Source organism: Micromonospora sp. NPDC092111, assembly GCF_044755745.1.
Taxonomy (GTDB): Bacteria; Actinomycetota; Actinomycetes; order Mycobacteriales; family Micromonosporaceae; genus Micromonospora.
This window is the reverse complement of record NZ_JBIVRQ010000006.1, coordinates 130,800-150,069: the sequence shown is the minus strand read 5'-3', so window position 1 is coordinate 150,069 and position 19,270 is coordinate 130,800. Positions and strand designations below refer to the sequence as shown.

General features: G+C 72.5%; 9 protein-coding genes. 2 read left to right on the top strand and 7 right to left on the bottom strand.

Going from position 1 to position 19,270, the window contains the following annotated elements; all coding sequences use genetic code 11:
* Positions 1-9: 9 nt before the first annotated feature.
* The 6 genes from ACIQG9_RS14960 to ACIQG9_RS14935 form a co-directional block, all read right to left on the bottom strand.
* Positions 10-2,043, bottom strand: coding sequence for a bifunctional aldolase/short-chain dehydrogenase (locus ACIQG9_RS14960; protein WP_400402041.1), 2,034 nt, complete (start codon positions 2,041-2,043; stop codon positions 10-12).
* A gap of 35 nt (positions 2,044-2,078) precedes the next feature.
* Positions 2,079-3,260, bottom strand: coding sequence for an L-rhamnose isomerase (rhaI, locus tag ACIQG9_RS14955; RefSeq protein WP_400402037.1), 1,182 nt, complete (start codon positions 3,258-3,260; stop codon positions 2,079-2,081).
* A gap of 172 nt (positions 3,261-3,432) precedes the next feature.
* Positions 3,433-4,518: a rhamnose ABC transporter substrate-binding protein gene (gene rhaS / locus ACIQG9_RS14950; RefSeq protein WP_400402033.1), complete on the bottom strand. Its 1,086-nt coding sequence runs from the start codon at positions 4,516-4,518 to the stop codon at positions 3,433-3,435.
* Between the two features lie 37 nt (positions 4,519-4,555).
* Complete coding sequence (locus ACIQG9_RS14945; RefSeq protein WP_400402029.1) at positions 4,556-5,644, bottom strand: ABC transporter permease; 1,089 nt, start codon at positions 5,642-5,644, stop codon at positions 4,556-4,558.
* Positions 5,634-6,683 (bottom strand): ABC transporter permease, encoded by a 1,050-nt coding sequence (locus tag ACIQG9_RS14940; RefSeq protein ID WP_400402025.1) that lies wholly within the window; start codon positions 6,681-6,683, stop codon positions 5,634-5,636. The genes ACIQG9_RS14945 and ACIQG9_RS14940 overlap by 11 nt, the downstream gene beginning before the upstream one ends.
* Positions 6,680-8,203, bottom strand: a complete 1,524-nt coding sequence (locus ACIQG9_RS14935) for a sugar ABC transporter ATP-binding protein (protein ID WP_400402021.1) — start codon at positions 8,201-8,203, stop codon at positions 6,680-6,682. Before ACIQG9_RS14935 ends, ACIQG9_RS14940 begins: the two co-directional genes overlap by 4 nt.
* A 319-nt stretch (positions 8,204-8,522) precedes the next feature.
* Here ACIQG9_RS14935 and ACIQG9_RS14930 point away from each other — a divergent pair, with 319 nt between their 5' ends.
* Complete coding sequence (locus ACIQG9_RS14930; protein WP_400402013.1) at positions 8,523-9,554, top strand: LacI family DNA-binding transcriptional regulator; 1,032 nt, start codon at positions 8,523-8,525, stop codon at positions 9,552-9,554.
* Positions 9,555-9,619: 65 nt separating this feature from the next.
* Here ACIQG9_RS14930 and ACIQG9_RS14925 read toward each other — a convergent pair whose 3' ends face one another.
* Complete coding sequence (locus ACIQG9_RS14925) at positions 9,620-14,281, bottom strand: family 78 glycoside hydrolase catalytic domain (protein ID WP_400402007.1); 4,662 nt, start codon at positions 14,279-14,281, stop codon at positions 9,620-9,622.
* Between the two features lie 611 nt (positions 14,282-14,892).
* On the opposite strand from ACIQG9_RS14925, the gene ACIQG9_RS14920 reads away from it, so the two are divergent.
* Positions 14,893-19,227: an ExeM/NucH family extracellular endonuclease gene (locus tag ACIQG9_RS14920; protein ID WP_400402002.1), complete on the top strand. Its 4,335-nt coding sequence runs from the start codon at positions 14,893-14,895 to the stop codon at positions 19,225-19,227.
* Positions 19,228-19,270 lie beyond the last annotated feature (43 nt).

The following is a 19,270-nucleotide window of genomic DNA, read 5'->3' as shown; positions in this document are numbered from 1 at the left end:
CGACCGGGCTCAGCGGAGGAAGGCCGCGGCGACGCCGGCGTCCACCGGAATGTGCAGCCCCGTGGTGTGCGACAGGTCGCCGCCGGTGAGCGCGACGACCGCGTTGGCGACGTGCTCGGGCAGCACCTCCCGCTTGAGCAGGGTGCGTTGGGCGTAGAACTCACCGAGCTTCTCCTCGGGCACGCCGTAGACGGCGGCGCGCTGGGCGCCCCACCCGCCGGCGAAGATGCCGGAGCCGCGTACCACCCCGTCCGGGTTGATGCCGTTGACCCGGATGCCGTGGCCGCCGAGTTCGGCGGCGAGCAGCCGGACCTGGTGCGCCTGGTCGGCCTTCGCCGCGCCGTAGGCAACGTTGTTCGGGCCGGCGAACACGGAGTTCTTGCTGGAGATGTAGACGATGTCGCCGCCCATCGCCTGGTCGAGGAGGATCCGGGCGGTCTCGCGCGAGACCAGGAAGGAGCCCTTGGCCATCACGTCGTGCTGCACGTCCCAGTCCGCCTCGGTGGTCTCCAGCAACGACCTGGACAGCGACAGCCCGGCGTTGTTGACCACCAGGTCCAGGCCGCCGTAGGCGAGCACGGCCGCGCGGACCGCGGCGGCCACCGCCGCCGCGTCGGTGACATCCAGCGGTACGGCCACCGCGACGTCCGGGCCGCCCAGCTCACCGGCGACGGTCTCGGCCGCCGTGGCGTCCCGGTCGGTGACGACGACGCAGGCGCCCTCGGCGGCCAGCCGGTGGGCGATCGCCCGGCCGATGCCCGAACCGGCGCCGGTGACCAGGGCGATCCGGGTGGCCAGCGGCTTCGGCCTGGGCATCCGGGCCAGCTTCGCCTCTTCGAGGGCCCAGTACTCGATGCGGAACTTCTCCCCCTCGTCGATCGGCGCGTAGCGCGACACGGATTCGGCGCCGCGCATCACGTTGATCGCGTTGAGGTAGAACTCCCCGGCGACCCGGGCGGTCTGCTTGTCGGCCCCGAAGCTGAACATGCCCACCCCCGGCACCAGGACGACGGCCGGGTCGGCGCCGCGCATCGGCGGGCTGTCCACCGTGGCGTGCCGCTCGTAGTAGGCGCGGTAGTCGTCGCGGTAGGCCGCGTGCAGCTCCCTCAGCCGGGCGACGGTGTCCTCGACCGGGGCGGTGGGTGGCATGTCGAGCACCATCGGGCGGACCTTGGTGCGCAGGAAGTGGTCCGGGCAGGAGGTGCCGAGGGCGGCGAGAGCGGGGTGTTTCTGCCGGGCGAGGAAGTCGAGCAGCACCGGGCTGTCGGTGAAGTGCCCGACCTGCGCCCGGTCGGTGGAGGCCAGGCCGCGCAGCACCGGGAACAGCGCCGCCGCCCGGAGCCGCCGCTGCTCCGGCGGCAGCGGCTCGTAGCCCGCGACGACGGGGCCGAACGGCTCGGCCCGGCCCCGCTGGTCGAGGAATGCCTGGGCGGTCCGGATGATCTCCAACGAGTGGCGTTCGCACTCCTGACTCGTCGCGCCCCACGCGGTGATGCCGTGCCCGCCGAGGACGACCCCGATCGCCTGCGGGTTGGCCCGCGCCACGGCGGCGATGTCGAGGCCGAGTTGGAAGCCGGGGCGCCGCCACGGCACCCACAGCACCCGTTCGCCGAAGACCTCCTTGGTCAGCTCGGGGCCGTCGGCGGCGGTGGCGATGGCGATGCCGGCGTCGGGGTGCAGGTGGTCGACGTGCGCCGCGTCGACCAGGGCGTGCATCGCGGTGTCGATGGACGGCGCGGCCCCGCCCCGGCCGTGCAGGCAGTAGTCGAACGCGGCGACCATCTCGTCCTCCCGCTCGACACCGGGGTAGCCGTCGACGAGGGCGCGCAGCCGGTCCAGTCGCAGCACGGCGAGGCCCGCCCCGGTCAGCGTGCCCAGGTCACCGCCGGAGCCCTTGACCCACAGCAGCTCGACCGGTCCGCCGGTCACCGGGTCCGTGGCCTCGCCCTTGGCCGAGGTGTTGCCCCCGGCGTAGTTCGTCGTGGTCGGGTCGGCACCGAGCCGGTTGCTGCGGGAGATCAGCGCCTGAGCCTCGGAATGCATCGTCCTCACGTCCCCTGTCTGCGTTCTGGTGGTGGTCAGGCGCCCCAGCCGGCCTGCTGGCCGCCGGCACGCTCGGCGCGGATCCGGTCGAAGTAGCCAGAGCGGGCGTACGCGGCGACCGGGTCCGGGTCCAGGCCCAGGTCGGCACGGAGCTCGGCGAGCAGCGGCCGGACGTCGGTGTTGTACGCGTCCATCAGCACCGCGTTGGCGCCGAGCACGTCACCGTCGCGCTGCGCGGCGGCGAGCGCGTCCGGGTCGACGAGCAGCGCCTTGGCCGTCGCCTCCTGCACGTTGAGCACCGAACGGATGATCGCCGGGATCTTCGGCTCGATGTTGTGGCACTGGTCGAGCATGAAGGCGATGCCGGCCTCCGGCGCCAGCGCGTCGGCACGGACGATCTCGTACATGATCCGGAACAACTGGAACGGGTCCGCCGCGCCGACCATCAGGTCGTCGTCGGCGTAGAAGCGGGAGTTGAAGTCGAAGGCGCCGAGCTTCCCGGCGCGCAGCAGGAACGCCACGATGAACTCGATGTTGGTGCCCGGCGCGTGGTGCCCGGTGTCGATGACCACCTGCGCCTTCGGGCCCAACTCCAGGCAGTGCGCGTACGCGGTGCCCCAGTCCGGCACGTCGGTGGCGTAGAAGGCCGGCTCGAACAGCTTGTACTCCAGCAGCAGCCGCTGGCCGTCGCCGAGCCGGTCGTACGTCTCGCGCAGCGCGCTCGCCAGCCGGTCCTGCCGGGCGCGGATGTCGTCCTGGCCCGGGTAGTTGGTGCCGTCGGAGAACCACAGCTTCAGGTCGCGGGAGCCGGTGCGGTCCATGATGTCCACGCATTCGAGCAGGTGGTCGATCGCCTTGCGCCGCACCCCCGGATCCGGGTTGGTGACGCTGCCCAGCTTGTAGTCGTCGTCCTGGAAGACGTTGGCGTTGATCGCGCCCAGGTCGACGCCCTGCTCCCCCGCGTACCTGGCCAGGTCGGCGTAGTCGTCGACGCGGTCCCACGGGATGTGCAGGGCCACCGTCGGCGCGACGCCGGTGAGCCGGTGCACGACCGCCGCGTCGGCGACCTTCTCGTACGGGTCGCGCGGCACGCCCTGCTGGGGGAAGACCCGGAACCGGGTGCCGGAGTTGGCGTACGCCCACGACGGGGTCTCGATGCGCTGGGCGCGCAGGGCCCGCGTGACCCGGTCGCGGGTGCGCGCGTCGGGCTGCGTCATGGTGTTTCTCCCGTCTCGGCGGCATGCTGCGCCGCCAGGTTGAGGACCTCGTCCGACGGCCGGGTGGCGCGGTCGGCGGCACCCCCTGGTCGAGGTGGGGGACGAAGGACGCCTGCCGCGCCGGCCGGTGGGCGGGTGCCGGCGCGACGCGGCGCCGGCACCCGGGACGCGGTCAGAAGTTGAACTGGTCGATGTTGGTCTTGTCGAAGACGGTGGGCGGGCCGAGCACGACCACCCCGTCCTTGCCGACGGTGAACCCGCCGAGCTTGCCGGCCTTGAACGTGTCGCCCTCGGCGCCGGTGATCTGGCCCGAGGCCAGCGCCGCGCCGGCGTACGCGGCGAGGTAGCCGAGGTCGGCGGGGTTCCACAGGGCGAACGCGTCGACGGTGCCGTCCTTGACGTACGCGCGCATCTGGTTCGGGGTGCCCAGACCGGTCAGCTTGACCTTGCCCTTGTACTGCGACCCGCTGAGGTAACGGGCGGCGGCGGCCACACCGACGGTGGTCGGCGAGATGACGCCCTTCAGGTTCGGGTACGACTGCAGCAGGCCCTGCATCTCCTGGAAGGACTTCTGGTCGTCGTCGTTGCCGTACGCCACCGTGACCAGCTTGATCCTGCTGTACTCGGGCTTCTTCAGCTCTTCCCTCATCAGCCCGATCCAGGCGTTCTGGTTGGTCGCGTTGGCGGTGGCGGACAGGATGGCGATCTCGCCCGCGCCGCCGATCTGCTGCGAGATGAGCTTGACCTGGTTCTCCGCGATGCCCTGGGCGGTCACCTGGTTGACGAAGATCTGCCGGCACTCCGGCTTGGTGTCGGAGTCGAACGTCACGATCTTGGCACCGGCGGCCTTCGCCTGGTTCAGCGCGCCGCAGATGGCGTTGGGGTCGTTGGCCGAGGTCACGATCACGTCCATGCCCTGCTGCGACAGGGTGTTGAGGTAGCTCACCTGGGAGGAGGCGCTGGCCTCGGACGGACCGACCTCCTTGAACTCGCCCTTGATCTCGGTCACCGCCTCCTTGCCGCCGTTGTCGGAGGTGGTGAAGTAGGGGTTGTTCACCTGCTTGGGCAGGAAGGCGATCTTGAGCCCTGCCCTGATCGCGGCGTCCGGGTTGGCGGCGCCGCTCGCCGGCGCGCCGGCGCCGGTGTCCTTGCCGGCGTTGTCCCGGGTGGTGCCGCCGCAGGCGGCGGAGCCGAGCAGCAGCGCGGCGAGGGTGACGGTGGTGGCCCCGACGCGGAGGCCCCTGCGGTACCTGGACATCGATATCCTTCCGGAAGAGGTGGTGGGAGCGGGACGGTCACGGCGCGGTGGTGTGCGCCCGTCGCCGTCGGCGGTACAGCCGGGCGCGGATCTCGGCGACGGCGTTGGGCAGCACGACGGAGGCGATGAGCAGGGTCCCGGTGACGATGGTCAGCGCGTTGGCGTCGACGTCGGCGAGTTGCAGCGCGTTGCGGAGGACACCGAGGAGCAGGACGCCGGCCAGCACCCCGAGCAGCGCGCCCCGGCCTCCGAAGATGGACACCCCGCCGAGCAGCACGGCGGTGACCACGGTGAGTTCGAGGCCGGTGGCGTTGTCGCCACGGGCGCTGGCGTAGCGCAGCGTCCAGAAGACGCCGACCAGCCCGCAGACCGCCCCGGAGACCACGAACAGCCAGAACTTCGTCCGGGCCACCGACACGCCGGCGAAGGTGGCGGCCTCGTCGTTGTTGCCCATCGCGTACAGCGCCCGGCCGGTGGGCGTGGCGTGCAGCACGACGCCGCACAGCAACGCCAGCAGGAGCACCGGGACGACCGCCCCGGGTACCGACGTGCCGGGGATGCTCCGCACCACGGCGGCGGTCCAGCCGGCCGGGAAGTCGGCCACCGCCTGGTCGCCGAGGACGACGAACGACAGCCCCCGGTACAGGGCGAGCGTGCCGATGGTCACGGCCAGCGACGGCAGGCCGAACCCGGTGACGAAGAGCCCGTTCACCGCGCCGAGCAGGGCACCCAGCAGCACCACCAGGACGCAGATCAGTTCGAGCGACAGCCCACTGGAGAGCCACAACTGGCCCATCAGGGTGCTGCACAGCCCGGCCATGCTGGCCACCGAGAGGTCGATCTCGCCGGTGACGACGATCAGGGTCATCGGCAACGCGATGAGGGCGAGCGGCACCAGGTCGAGGAGGAGGAACTGGGCGTTGCGGCCGGTGGCGAAGTTCTCCACCGACAGGGCGGCGAGCAGGACGGTCACCACCAGGACGGCCACGATCGCCGCGTCCCAGGACACGAGCACGCCGCGCAGCACGGCACCACGACCCGCTGCCCCGCGCCGCACCCCGGCCGCCGGCTCGGCCTCGGTGTCCGCGCCGGTCGGCGGGGCGGCGTAGAGGCTGTCATGCGCCATGGGTGCTTCTCCCTCTGAGCCGGGTCGCCGTCCGGAGGGCCAGGAGCCGGTCCAGGCCGATGGCGGCGAGGATGAGCGCGCCGACCACGGCCTGCTGCCAGAACGGGTCGATGCGCAGGACGGCGAGCGCGCTGCCGATCGTGGTGAGCAGCACGGCACCGAGCGCCGCCCCGTACGCGCTGCCGCTGCCCCCGAAGATCGCCACGCCGCCGACCACGGCCGCCGCGACGACCTGTAGTTCCAGGCCGGTGCCGGCGGCGGCGTCGAGGGTGCCGAACCGGGCCGCGTACAGCACGCCGGCGAGGCCGGCGAGCGCGCCGTTGGCGACGAACACCGTGAACACCCGTCGACCCACCGGGATGCCGGACAACCGGGCCGCGGTGGGTTCCGAGCCGATGGCGTAGAGCTCCCGTCCGCTGCGGTAGGAGCGCAGGTGGAAACCGACGGCGCCGACGACGGCCAGCGCGACCAGGAACAGCACGGGTACGCCGAGCACCGCCTGGTTGCCCAGCCGCAGGAAGGACCGGGGCATGTCGGCGGCGTTGATCTGCCGGCCGGACGCCCAGTAGTAGTCGATGCCGCGGAAGGCGTACAGGGTGCCCAGGGTGATGACGAGGGCCGGCACCTTGGCGACCGCGATCAGGCCACCGTTGACCATGCCGCACAGCCCGCCCAACGCGACGCCCAGCAGGAGGGCGAGGGGCCACGGTGTGCCGGGCGCGGCGAGGAACAGTTCCCCGGTGCCGAACGCGACCAGTCCGAGGATCGAACCGACGGAGAGGTCGACGTTGCGGGTGATGATGACCAGGGTCTGGCCGACCGCCAGGATCACCAGGATCGCGCAGCCCAGCAGCAGGTCCTTCACGCTCTGGCCGGTCAGGAAACGGTCGTTGCGGACGGTGGTCACCAGGATCAGGACACCGAGCGCGATCAGCAGGCTCAGCTCGCGTACGGCGAGCAGCCGCGCGGCCAGGCTTCGGCGCTGCCGCAGCGGACCGGACCCGGTCCGCTCCGGTGCGGTCGTGTCGGTGCGGCTCATGCCGTCGCTCCCTGACCGGTGGCGGCGAACATCACCGAGGTCTCGTCGGCTTCGGCCCGGGACAGCTCGCGGACCAGCCGTCCCTCGTGCATGACCAGCACCCGGTCCGCCATGCCGAGCACCTCGGGGAGTTCGCTGCTGATCATGACGATGGCCAGGCCCTGCCCGGCCAGCTCCGACAGCAGCCGGTGGACCTCGGCCTTGGTGCCGACGTCGATGCCCCGGGTGGGTTCGTCGACGAGCAGGACCCGTGGCGCGGTGGACAGCCACTTGGCGAGGACGACCTTCTGCTGGTTGCCGCCGGAGAGCGTCGCCACGGGTACGGCGAGCCGGGCGGTCTTGACCTGGAGCCGGTTGGTCCAGCGGCGGGCCTCGGCGCGTTCGGCGGAGCCGAGCAGGATGCCGAGTCGGCTCAACGCCCGCCGCCGGGCCAGGGTGGCGTTGCGCTCCACCGACAACTCCATGACCAGCCCCTGCTGGCGGCGGTCCTCGGGCACCAGCGCCAGGCCGGCGGCGATCGCCCGGCCCGGACTGCCGGGCGGGAGGACCCGGCCGTTCACCCGTACCTCCCCGGCGTCGTAGCGGTCGACGCCGAAGACGGCGCGGGCGACCTCGCTGCGGCCGGCGCCGACAAGCCCGGCCAACGCGACGATCTCGCCGCCCCCGACGGAGAAGGACACGTCGGCGAAGACGCCGGCCCGGGTCAGGCCGCTGACCTCCAGCACGGTGTCGCGCACCAGGGCGTCCTGCTTGGGGTACAGCGAGGAGACGTCGCGGCCGACCATCCGCCGTACGACCTCGTCGACGGTGAGGTCGGCCACCGGGTCGGTGGAGACCCAGGCGCCGTCGCGCAGCACGGTGACGCGCTGGCAGAGGTCGAACACCTCGTCGAAGCGGTGCGAGATGAACAGCACCGCCGCGCCGCGCCCGCACAGCGACCGGGCCACGCCGAAGAGCCGTTCCACCTCGACCCCGGACAGCGCGGCGGTCGGCTCGTCCATGACCAGGACGCGGGCGTCGAAGGAGAGCGCCTTGGCGATCTCGACGAGCTGCTGGTCGGCGATCGAGAGCCCCCGGGCGGGTCGGCGCGGATCGATCCGGACGCCCAGCCGCTGGAACAGCCGCTCGGCGTCGCGGATCATCGCCCTGCCGTCGATGCGGCGCAGGCCGCGCACCGGCTGCCGACCCATGAAGATGTTCTCGGCGATCGACAGGTCCGGGAAGAGGGTGGGTTCCTGGTGGATGACGGCGATCCCGGCGGAGCGGGCGTCGGCGGGTCCGCGCAGCACCACCGGCTGGCCGTCGAGCGTCAGCCGGCCGGAGTCCGGCGGGTGGGCGCCGGCGAGGATCTTCACCAGGGTGGACTTGCCCGCCCCGTTCTCACCGACCAGGGCGTGGGCCTCGCCGGGGCGCAGCGCGAGGCGTACCCCGCGCAGCGCGGCGACGGCCCCGAAGGACTTCGTCACGTCGTCCAGTACCAGCAGCGGGGCGTGGTCCGCGTCCGGCGCGTCGGGGCTCATCCGACCCCCTCCTGAATCGTTTCACAGGTTGTTGCATGGACCGTAGGGGTACGGATTCACGAGCGTCAAGGTTTTCCCGCGATTTCCACCCTGTTGCCGAAGCGGGCCCACCCGCTGCACCTCGGAAACCCTCCCCCACTGACGGTCGGAGCGTGGTCGGCACTGACGGCCCGGGGTTTGGATGAAACGTTTTTAGGCGTTGTAGACTGCCGGTCGTCACCCGGTCGGACCGGCGCGCCCGTACGGCCACCGGGCCGCACCGCGTCCGCCGCGCCCTCCACCGCGGAGCGGACCGCCACCACCGAGCGTCGAGGGAGCCATGGCAGCGTCGAACATCAAGGAGGTGGCCCGGCACGCCGGCGTTTCCCTCGGCACGGTGAGCAACGTGCTCAACCGACCCGACATGGTCGCCCCCGCCACCCGCCAGCGGGTGCTCGACGCGATCACCGAACTCGGCTACGTCCGCAACGACTCCGCCCGCCAACTGCGCGCCGGGCACAGCCGCACCGTCGCCATCGTCGTCCTGGACGTGGCCAACCCGTTCTTCACCGACGTGGTGCGCGGGGCAGAGCAGGTGGTCGAGGCGGCCGGGGCGATGCTGGTCGTCTGCAACAGCGGCGAGGACAGCGCCCGGGAACGCCGACACCTGGAGGTGCTGGAGGAGCAGCGGGTCCGTGGCGTGCTCATCACCCCGGTCGCCCACGGCCCCCAGCCCCACCTGGAGAGAGTCATCGACCGGGGCATCCCGGTGGTGCTCGTCGACCGGGGCTCCGGCCGGGCCAGCCGCTGCTCGGTGGCCGTCGACGACGTGCTGGGCGGCCGGCTGGCCATGGAGCACCTCCTGGACCAGGGCCACCGCCGCATCGCGTACCTCGGTGGCCCGCTCACCATCGCCCAGGTCGCCGAGCGACACGCCGGGGCGGTGGCCGCGCTGGCCGACCGCGACACCGGTGCCGAACTGCGGCTGGCCACCACCACCAGCCTGACCGTCGCCGCCGGGCGACGCGCCGCCGAGGAGCTGCTGGCCGGGCCCGCCCGGCAGCGCCCCACCGCCGTCTTCTGCGCCAACGACCTGGTCGCGCTCGGCGTGCTGCAGGAGGTGACCTCGCGCGGCCTGCGGGTGCCCGCGGACGTGGCGATCGTCGGCTACGACGACATCGAGTTCGCCGGCGCGGCGGCGGTGCCGCTGTCGTCGGTACGCCAACCCCGCGAGCAGCTCGGCCGGACCGCGGCGCAGCTACTGCTGGAGGAGGCCGAGTCCGGCGAGACGCACCGGCACCGGCACGTGGTCTTCCAGCCGGAGCTGGTCGTCCGCCGCTCCAGCGACCAGCCCCGGCGTACCCGGCGCTGACCCACCCGCCGGGTACGCCGGCAGCGACCCGGCGGGTGGGCCTCCGGCGCGATCCGCGCGCCGGGTCAGGACGTCCCCCCGGCCGGCAGGGGCGCGGACCAGACGTCGGCGATCGACGGGTCGTAGCCGTCGCCGGTGTCCTGGAACCGCACCCGCACCACACTGTCGCGGGTGGCGTCCGGCAGGTCGACGACGAACTGGTAGCCGACCGTGCCGGCCCCGCCGGCGGTGCGCCGCCAGGACCGGGCGTGCGCCAGCACCCCGTCCACGACGACCGCGTAATCCTTGAGCTGCGCCTTGTCGTACGTCTCGACCGCACGCAGCACGAACGGCTCGCCGGGGCGGACGGCGAGGTCGAACTCGTACCAGCCGCCGGGGAAGTCGACGCCGCTGTAGCGGCGGGTCAGCCCGGCCTCGGTGCTGGTGCCCGAGTGGGTCGAGGCGGCGAGCCGGTGCGCCTGCTCCGACGCCGGATCGCCGAGGTCGGCGTGGTCGTACGCGCCCGACGGCGGGCCGTCGAACCGGACCGGGACGGCGAGGGTCCGCCGTTCGGCCGCCGTGTCGCCGGTGGCCACCGTTACCTCCGCCGGCCCCTCGGTCACCGACACCGGCGCGGTGAGGACGGTCGACACGGTGGTCTCCGCGCCGGGTGCGAGGTCGTACCCGCTGCTGTCCGCCGCCACCCGCCAGCCGTCCGGCGCGCTGGTGGTGAGCCGCCCGGTCATCGGCACGCCGGCCCGGTTGCGCAGCACGGCGCCGACCGTCGTCGCGGCCCCGGGCGGCACGGCGGCGGGGGTCACGGACGTCGACACGATCACCACCGCCGGCGCGGTGGTGATCGTTCCCGCGACGGGCAGGGTGGCGGTGCCGCCCAGGTGGCGGTAGCTGACGGACCCGTCGAGGGACCCGGTCGTCGGCGACTGTCCGGCGGGGATCCGCAGGTCGTAGCGGTGGCTCACGGTGGCGCGCGGGGCGACCGTGGTGGCCTGGCCGCCGACCCGGGTCACCGTCCAGCCCGCCGGCCCCCGCAGGTCGGAGGTCACCCCGGTCAGCGGTCGGGTGCCGCTGTTGGCGAGGACGACGGTCGCGCGTACGACGTCGCCGGGCAGTCGCTCGCCCACCGGCAGGTCGAGCCTGACCACCGCCGCGACCAGCGTCGACGACGCCGCGGACAGTCGCTGGTCGACCCGGGTGAGCAGCCCGGTGAACCGGTCGGCCTGGGCCGGGGTGACCCGCCCCACGGTGACCTGGGTGCGTACCCACCGGTCCAGGTCGGCCGCGGTGGCCAGGGCCCGGTGCACGCCGGCCCCGGCGATGCGGGTGTCACCCGCGAGGTACGCCGTCCGCGCCGCCGTCGTCTCGGCGGCGAGTTGGCCGATCCGGACCCGCAGGTACGCGACCGACGGCGCGCCCAGGTCACCGGAGAGCTCGTCGGTCAGCGTCCGGAGCGCCCGCACCGCGTCGTCGGCGTCGCCGAGGTCGCCCAGCACCCGGTCGACGGCGAAAGAGTAGGACCCGGATCCGATCTCGTAGACGGCGACGGCGCCGTCCATCCGGACGAACCGCACGCCGGTCGCCTGCTCCGCCGGCCGGCCGCCCTCGGTGACCGCGTACCGGCCGGGTGCCGGCAGGCGCACGGTCGCGGTGGTGTTGCCCGGAACGGTGAGCCGCAGCCGCATGTCACCGCGGGCATCGAGGGTCCAGTCGCTGCCGATCACCCCCTGCGCCGCCCCGTACGCCGCCCGGGCCGAGGTGAGGCCGCCACCCGGCTGGGGCGCGAAAGTGAGATGGGTGTAGCCGGGGTTGTCGGCGTCGGGTTGGATGCCGGCGACCGTCCGGTACATCCAGTCCCCCACCGCCCCGTAGGCGTAGTGGTTGAAGGAGTTCATCGACACGTCGCCGAAGCTGCCGTCCGGCATGATCGAGTTCCAGCGCTCCCAGACCGTGGTCGCGCCCTTGGCGATCTCGTAGCCCCAGGACGGGTACGTGTCGTTGACCAGCAGCCGGTAGGCGACGTCGAGGTGCCCGGTGTCGGTCAGCGCCGGCAGCAGGTCCGGGGTGCCGAGGAAGCCGGTGGAGAGGTGCCAGTCGTGCCGTCGCACGTTGGCGACCAGCCGGTCGGCGGCCTTGGCCCGCAGCGGCTCGGCCAGCAGACCCATCCCGATGGCCAGCACGTACCCGGTCTGGCTGTCGCCCTGGACGGTGCCGTCGGCCGAGACGTACGTGTCGACGAACGCCTGGGTGATGTCCCTGGCCAGCGCCGCGTACCGGGCCGCGTCGGCGTCCCTGCCGATGGCGTCGGCCAGCTCCGCCAGCAGGCGGATGCTGTACGCGTAGTAGGCGGTGCCGACGACCCCGGCGGGCGTCGGATCGTCGAGGTTGAGCCAGTCGAGGTACGGGCCGGCGTTGGTACGCCGGTTGCCCGAACTGGTGCTCTGCAGCCAGGACGCGTACCGCACCATCGACGGGTAGTGCTCCTCGACCACCCGGGTGTCCCCGTAGCGTTGCCAGAGCGTGTGCGCCACGGTGATGCCGGCGTCGGCCCAGCCGGTCGCGCCGTCGCCGCAGCAGACCCGGGGCGCGACGTCGGGGTACGCGCCGTTGGCCGACTGCGCGTCGCGCAGGTCCTGCAACCACTTGCCGAGGAAGGTCAGGCTGTCCATGTTGAAGGTCGCGGTCTCGGCGAAGACGTTGATGTCACCGGTCCAGCCGAGGCGCTCGTCGCGCGCCGGGGTGTCGGTCGGGATGGACAGGAAGTTGCCCCGCTGACCCCAGGTGATGTTGCTGTGCAACCGGTTCACCATCGCGTTGGAGGTCTCGAACTCGCTGGTGAGTTCCCCGTCGGTGTGCATGACCAGGCCGGTGACGGTGGACAGGTCGGGGGTGCCCGGGAAGCCGGTCAGCTCGACGTAGCGGAAACCGTGGAAGGTGAAGGTCGGCTGGTAGACCTCGGCTCCGCCGCCGCGCAGCGTGTACTGGTCGGTGGCCCTGGCCGAACGCAGGTTGGCGGTGTAGGCGGTGCCGTCGGGGTTGAGCACCTCGGCGTGCCGGATGCGCACCCGGGTGCCGGCCGGGCCGGCGACCTTCAGCCGTACCTTGCCCACCATGTTCTGGCCGAGGTCGAAGATCCAGGTGCCGGGGGTGGGTTGGGTCAGCGTCCGGGCCGGCATCTCCTGGACGACCCGCACGGGCGGGTCCACCTGGGCGACGATCCGGCCGGTGGCGTCGGTGGCGTCGACGGTGGCGGGTGACCAGCCCGAGTCGTCGAAGCCGGGGGTGTCCCAGCCGGCCGGCAGTCGGCGCGCGTCGTAGGTCTCGCCGTGGATCAGGTCGCTCTGCAGCAGCGGGCCGGGGGTGGCGCGCCAGTCGGCATCGGTGCGGACCGTCTCGGTGCGCCCGTCGGTGTAGTCGATGAGCAGTTGCGCGCTCAGGTGCGGCCGGGGGCCGTAGTTGTCGGTGCCCAACCAGGCGATGCTGCCGGCGTACCAGCCGTCGCCGAGCATCGCCCCGACGGCGTTGTCGCCCCGGCGGAGCTGCCGGGTGACGTCGTACGTCTGGTACTGCACCCGCTTGGCGTAGTCGGTCCAGCCGGGCGCCAGCTCGTGGTCGCCGACCCGCTGGCCGTTGAGCGAGAGCTGGTAGACGCCGAGCGCGGTGGCGTGGATCCGGGCGCGGGCGACCTCCCCGTCGACCCGGAAGCCCCGGCGCAGCAGCGGGTTCGCGTCCAGCGCGGCGAGCATGGCCTCGGTGTTCCCGGTGACCCGGAGTCCAGCCGCGGTGGGGGTGCCCCCGGTGAACGGGTTCTCGCCGTCGGTGAGCCCGGCCGCGAAGAGCTGGTCGTCGCCGCGGGTCACGGAGAAGGCGGAGAAGACGCCGGTCTCGGCGTCGCTGGTGCGCAGACCCACCGAGCCGGCCCGGTGCGCGGTGTCCCGGGTGACGTCGACCTGGGTGCCGTCGACCCAGGTGGTGATGGTGTCGCCGGCGGCGGTGATGCGCAGGGTGTGCGGGGCGGTCAGCTTGTCGGCCGGCACGACCGCGCCGAGCGGCACCTCCTTGAGTACGGTCCAGGCGCCGTCGACCCGTGCGTGCGGGCGCAGTTTCGCGGTCCCGCCGGTGATGGAGAACTGCCACAGGTAGGCGTTGGCCGGGCCGCGGGCGCGCAGGTAGATCCCGGCCGCGTCCCGTTCCAGCCGCACCGTCGTCTGCACCGTGTAGTCGGTCCAGGACTCGGTGGGCGACGGCAGCCCGATCCAGTCGGCCCGCCAGCCGTCGGCACCCCGTACGCCGACCTCCCAGGAGGCGGGGACGCTCCATCCGGAGGCGCGACCGGCGGTGTCCCACACCCGGACCTGCCAGGCGTAGCGGGTGCGCGGTCGCAGCGCCGGGCCGGCGTAGGGCACGAGGGTGCTCTGCCGGGAGGTGATCCGGCCGCTGTCCCAGACGTCGGCGTCGGCGAGGCGGGCCGGGCTGGTGGCGACGCGTATCTGGTAGGACTGCTGGAGCACGCCCCGGTCGGTGGACTCGATCCGCCAGCCGAGGCGGGGCTGCGCCACGTCCAGGCCGATCGGGTCGGTCGCCCGCTCGGTGGTCAGGCCGGCCACCGCGAGCTGGGGTGCCTTCGGTGTGGTGGCAGCCGCCGGGGCCGCCGTCGCCACCGTCGGCGGCAGCCCGAGGACCAGCGCGAGAACCACGGAGAGTGCGGGTCGGAGTCGCCTCGTGCGCTGCATACCTGTTCCTCACCCTTCTGTGCGGCGGTCCGCACCGACGTTCCTGGGCGGCGCGCGGGCCGGTGGGCGGCCCGGACGTGGGGTCAGCGGGGTGGCCCGAGCGGGTCGGCAGCCGGGTGGCGGGGCCGTCGTGGGCCGGCGGCCACGGTCACCGCCGGCCGGTGCGGCGCGGCGGGCGGGGATCGGGGGCCTGCGGTGGCACGCCTGCCTCCGTCTTGCATGAATCGTTTCAGGCAGGCTATGTGCTGGTTTTCGTCCTGTGAAGACATCCCCGGTGGCCGGATCCGGCCAGGACACCCCACGCCGATCGACGTACCGCGACCGGCGATGGCCGTACCCTCCGCCGAGCAGCAGCAGGGCGCCGAGGGGCAGCAGCCAGCCGGGTACCGGGCCGGTCCCGGTCCCGCCGACCGGCGTCAGCCGCGCGTCCCACCTGCCCACCTGCCCGATCGCCAGACCGGAACCACACCGACACGCCGGCCGCACCGCTCCGACTCTTTGTACATCTGGTGGATCCTGCTCGGCCACCAAGGGCGTCTACCCTCCATCCGCTCCAACCCCACCCGGAGGAATAGCTGATGGAACGGAAAAGACGCGCACGGACACGGAACGTGTTCGGCGTACTCCTGGCGAGCGGTGCGCTTGCCCTGGCCAGTGGCGCTGTCGCCCACGCCGAGCCAGCGCCCGCGGTACCCACGGTCAGTGAGATTCATTACGACAACGCCGGCACCGACACCGGCGAGGCGATCGAGATCGAAGCGCCGGCGGGCTTCGACCTGACCGGCTGGCAGATCGTCCTCTACAACGGCGCCAACGGCGCGGCGTACAACACGAGGACGCTGAGCGGCGCGGTGCCGGCGGCCGGCGTGGTCGTCGCCAGCTACCCACCGGACGGCATCCAGAACGGCGCCCCCGACGGCGTCGCGCTGGTCTCCCCCACCGGCACGGTGGCGGAGTTCCTCACCTACGAGGGCACCTTCACCGCCGTCGGCGGCCCGGCCAACGGGCTGACCGGGACCGACATCGGCGTCGAGGAGACCACCACCACCCCGGTCGGTCAGTCGCTGCAGAAGATCAACGGCACCTGGAACCCGCCGGCGCCGCACACCTTCGGCGTCCGCAACGTCGCCAGCGACCCCGGACCCGACCCCGAACCGGCCCCCGGCTGCACCGTCACCGTGGACCGCAGCATCGCCGAGGTGCAGGGCACCGGAAGCGCGACGCCGCTGTCGGGCACCCGGGTCACCGTCGAAGGCGTGGTGACCGCCGACCACCGCACCGGCGGCTACAACGGCGTCTACGTGCAGAGCGTCGGCAGCGGCGGGGACCGTGCGGTCGCCGCCGGCACCGCGTCCGACGGCATCTTCGTCTTCCTCACCACGAACAGCGCCAACCACCCGGCGGTGGCGGTCGGCGACCGGGTGCGGGTCAGCGGCACCGCCAGCGAATTCAACGGCCTGACCCAGCTCAACATCGCCGCCAAGGGCGACGTGCAGGTCTGCGAGCACAGCGTGACGCTGCCCGCTCCGGTCCCGGTCAGCCTGCCGATGGGCGACGACGTCCGCGAGTCGGTCGAGTCGATGCTGGTCGCGCCAGTCGGCCAGTTCACCGTCTCCGACGTGTACAACACCAACCGGTACGGCGAGGTCGTGCTCGCCGCCGGTGACCGTCCGGCTCCGAACGTGACCGACGTGGCCCGCCCGGGCTCGGCCGCCGCCACCCAGGTGGCCGCCGCGAACAAGGCCGGCCGGATCCTGGTCGACGACGGCCGGACCACCAACCTGGCCACCGCCGGGCTGCTGCCGCCGTACCTGTCCAAGGACAACCCGCTGCGGGTCGGCGACTCGGTCGAGGCGTTCGGGCCGGCCGTGCTGTCGTACGGTTTCAGCGAGTGGCGGTTGCAGCCGACCGCTCCGGTCAGCGCCGACACGACCGTCGGCCGGACCACCTTTAAGGCCACCAACCCGCGTACCGCCGGACCCGTCAACGTCGGCGGCGACGTGCGGGTGGCCAGCTTCAACGTGCTCAACTACTTCGTCCACTTCGGTGGCGACGCCCGTGGCGCGGCCGACGAGGCCGGGCTGGCCAAGCAGGAAGCGAAGATCGTCGCGGCGATCAGCGCCCTGGGGGCCGACGTGGTGGCGCTTGAGGAGATCGAGAACTCGGTCCGGTTCGACGCGAACGACCCGCAGCAGGCGCTCAAGCGCCTGGTCAACGCGCTCAACGCCAAGGACGGCGCGGGGACCTGGGACTACGTGCGCACCCCGGCCGAGCTGCCGGGCCCGGCCCAGCAGGACTTCATCACCACGGCGATCATCTTCAAGCCCGCGAAGGTCCAGCCCAAGGGTCCGGGTCGCTCGGTCAACGACGAGAGCGTCTGGTCCAACGCCCGCGAGCCGATCGCGCAGGCCTTCACCGCCGGCAAGATCTCGTTCGTCGTGGTCGCCAACCACCTCAAGTCCAAGAGCGGCGTGGGGACCGGCGACAACGCCGACACCGGTGACGGGCAGGGCAACTGGAACGGCGACCGGATCCGGCAGGCCAAGGCGCTGACCGCGTTCGTCGACCAGGTCAAGGCCGACAGCGGCACCGACGACGTGCTGCTGCTCGGTGACTTCAACGCCTACACCCAGGAGGACCCGATGCAGGTCCTCTACGGCAAGCAGTACCGCGACCTGAACGACACCGGCAAGGCCACCTACGTGTTCGGTGGCGAGTCCGGCTCGCTCGACCACGCCCTCGCCTCGCCGTCCCTGGCGTCGCGGGTGACCGGGGTCGACGTGTGGCAGATCAACGCGGTCGAGTCGTTCGCCTTCCAGTACGACGGGCTGGCCCCCTTCTACGCGCCGAACCCGTACCGGGCCAGCGACCACAACCCGCTCGTGGTGGGCATCAGCACCAGCGCGAAGCCGGTCAACCTGCAGTTGCTGAGCATCAACGACTTCCACGGCCGGCTGGAGTCCCCGGCCACCGTGGGCGGTCAGCCGGTCGGCGGTGCCGCCCAGCTCGCCGGCCTGGTGGGTCAGCTCCGGGCGCAGAACCCGAACACCGCGTTCGTCTCCGCCGGTGACAACATCGGCGCGTCCACGTTCATCTCGGCGATCGACGGGGACAACCCGACGATCGACGCGCTGAACACCGCCGGGCTGGTCGCCTCGGCGGTCGGCAACCACGAGTTCGACCAGGGCGTGGACGACCTCACCGGCCGGGTGTCCGGTCGCGCCGCGTTCCCGTACCTGGGCGCCAACGTCTACCGGGGCGGCACCCGGGCGTTGCCGGCGTACTCCGTCAGCACCGTGGGTGGCGTACAGGTCGGCTTCGTCGGCGTGGTGACCGAGCAGACCGGTTCGCTGGTCAACCCGGGCGGCATCGCCGGCCTCACCTTCCGCGACCCGGTGGCCGAGGCCAACCTGGTGGCCCGTCAGCTCAAGGACGGCGACCCGAACAACGGTGAGGCCGACGTGGTGGTGCTGCTCACCCACGAGGGCGCGGCGACGGAGAACATCACCTCCGCCGACGCGCTGGCGAACGACCCGGTCTTCGGCAAGTTCACCCGGGCCGACGCGGCGATCGACGCCATCTTCAGCGGTCACACCCACCAGCCGTACGCCTTCAAGGTCCCGGTGCCGGGAACGGACAAGCTGCGTCCGGTGGTGCAGGCCGAGGACTACGGCAAGCGGCTGGGCAAGGTGACGCTCACCTTCGACCCGAACACGGGCGCGGTGACCACCGGTGACGCGCAGTTGGTCGATGTGGTCGGGGCGCCGCAGGACCCGGCGGTTGCCGGCATCGTGGCCGCCGCCAAGGTGAAGGCCACCGAGCTGGGCAAGCAGCGGCTCGGGGCGGTCACCGCGGATGTCCAGCGGGCCTACACCAACGGCAACGAGGACCGGGGCAAGGAGTCCGCGCTCGGCAACCTCATCGCCGACGTACAGCTCGCCGGGACCAAGGACGCCGGCCGGGGCGGTGCGCAGATCGCGTTCATGAACCCCGGTGGCCTGCGGGCCGACCTGCTCTACCGGGCCGACGGCACGGTGACGTACGCCGACGCCTTCGCCGTCCAGCCGTTCTCCAACGATGTGGTCACCAAGAGCTACACCGGTGCCGACATCAAGCAGGTGCTGGAGGAGCAGTGGCAACCGGACGGCGCGTCCCGGCCGGTGCTGTGGCTCGGCGTTTCCAAGGGTTTCACCTACACCTACAACCCGGAGGCGCCGAAGGGCTCGCGGATCATCTCGATGAAGCTGAACGGCACGCCGCTCAGCCCGACGGCCACCTACCGGGTCACGGTGAACGCGTTCCTCGCCGCCGGCGGTGACAACTTCCTGACCCTGGCGAAGCGGGTGGACCCGGTCACCACCGGCGACAACGACCTCACCATGCTGGTGAACTACTTCGCCGCGAACTCGCCGGTCACCGCGGACACCCAGCCGCGGGCCACGGTCGGCAAGGCCGGGCCCTCGTGCACCACGACGATCACCGGCAGGTACAGCAAGCCGCTGGTCGTCACCGCCGGCCTGACCTGCCTGGAGAACGCCACCGTCGCCGGCCCGGTCACGGTCAACCCCGGCGCCTCGCTGGTGGTCACCGGCGGCAGCATCGCCGGCCCGGTGTCGGCCACCCGTCCGGTACTGGTCACCCTCGCGGGCGCGACGGTGTCCGGCCCGGTCACGGTCACCGGCGCGACCGGCGAGGTGAAGATCAGCCAGGGCAAGGTGAGCGGCCCGGTGTCGGTCACCGCCAACACCGGTGGGGTACGCCTGGAGCAGGTCGCGATCAGTGGTCCGGTCACCCTGACCGGCAACACCGGCAGCCAGCCGGCGGTGGTCGCGGCGAACACCATCAGCGGGCCGCTGACCTGCTCGGGTAACAACCCGGCACCGGTCAACGAGAGCCGGCCGAACACGGTGAAGGGCCCGGCGACGGGTCAGTGCGCACGGTTGTAGTCGGTAGCTGATCAACCGGTCCGCGGTCGGGTAACCGACTGCG

Bases quoted from the DNA above. Each gene is read 5' to 3' on its own strand.
- ACIQG9_RS14960 (WP_400402041.1), bottom strand. From the start codon at position 2,043: ATGCATTCCGAGGCTCAGGCGCTGATCTCCCGCAGCAACCGGCTCGGT.
- rhaI (WP_400402037.1), bottom strand. From the start codon at position 3,260: ATGACGCAGCCCGACGCGCGCACCCGCGACCGGGTCACGCGGGCCCTG.
- rhaS (WP_400402033.1), bottom strand. From the start codon at position 4,518: ATGTCCAGGTACCGCAGGGGCCTCCGCGTCGGGGCCACCACCGTCACC.
- ACIQG9_RS14945 (WP_400402029.1), bottom strand. From the start codon at position 5,644: ATGGCGCATGACAGCCTCTACGCCGCCCCGCCGACCGGCGCGGACACC.
- ACIQG9_RS14940 (WP_400402025.1), bottom strand. From the start codon at position 6,683: ATGAGCCGCACCGACACGACCGCACCGGAGCGGACCGGGTCCGGTCCG.
- ACIQG9_RS14935 (WP_400402021.1), bottom strand. From the start codon at position 8,203: ATGAGCCCCGACGCGCCGGACGCGGACCACGCCCCGCTGCTGGTACTG.
- ACIQG9_RS14930 (WP_400402013.1), top strand. From the start codon at position 8,523: ATGGCAGCGTCGAACATCAAGGAGGTGGCCCGGCACGCCGGCGTTTCC.
- ACIQG9_RS14925 (WP_400402007.1), bottom strand. From the start codon at position 14,281: ATGCAGCGCACGAGGCGACTCCGACCCGCACTCTCCGTGGTTCTCGCG.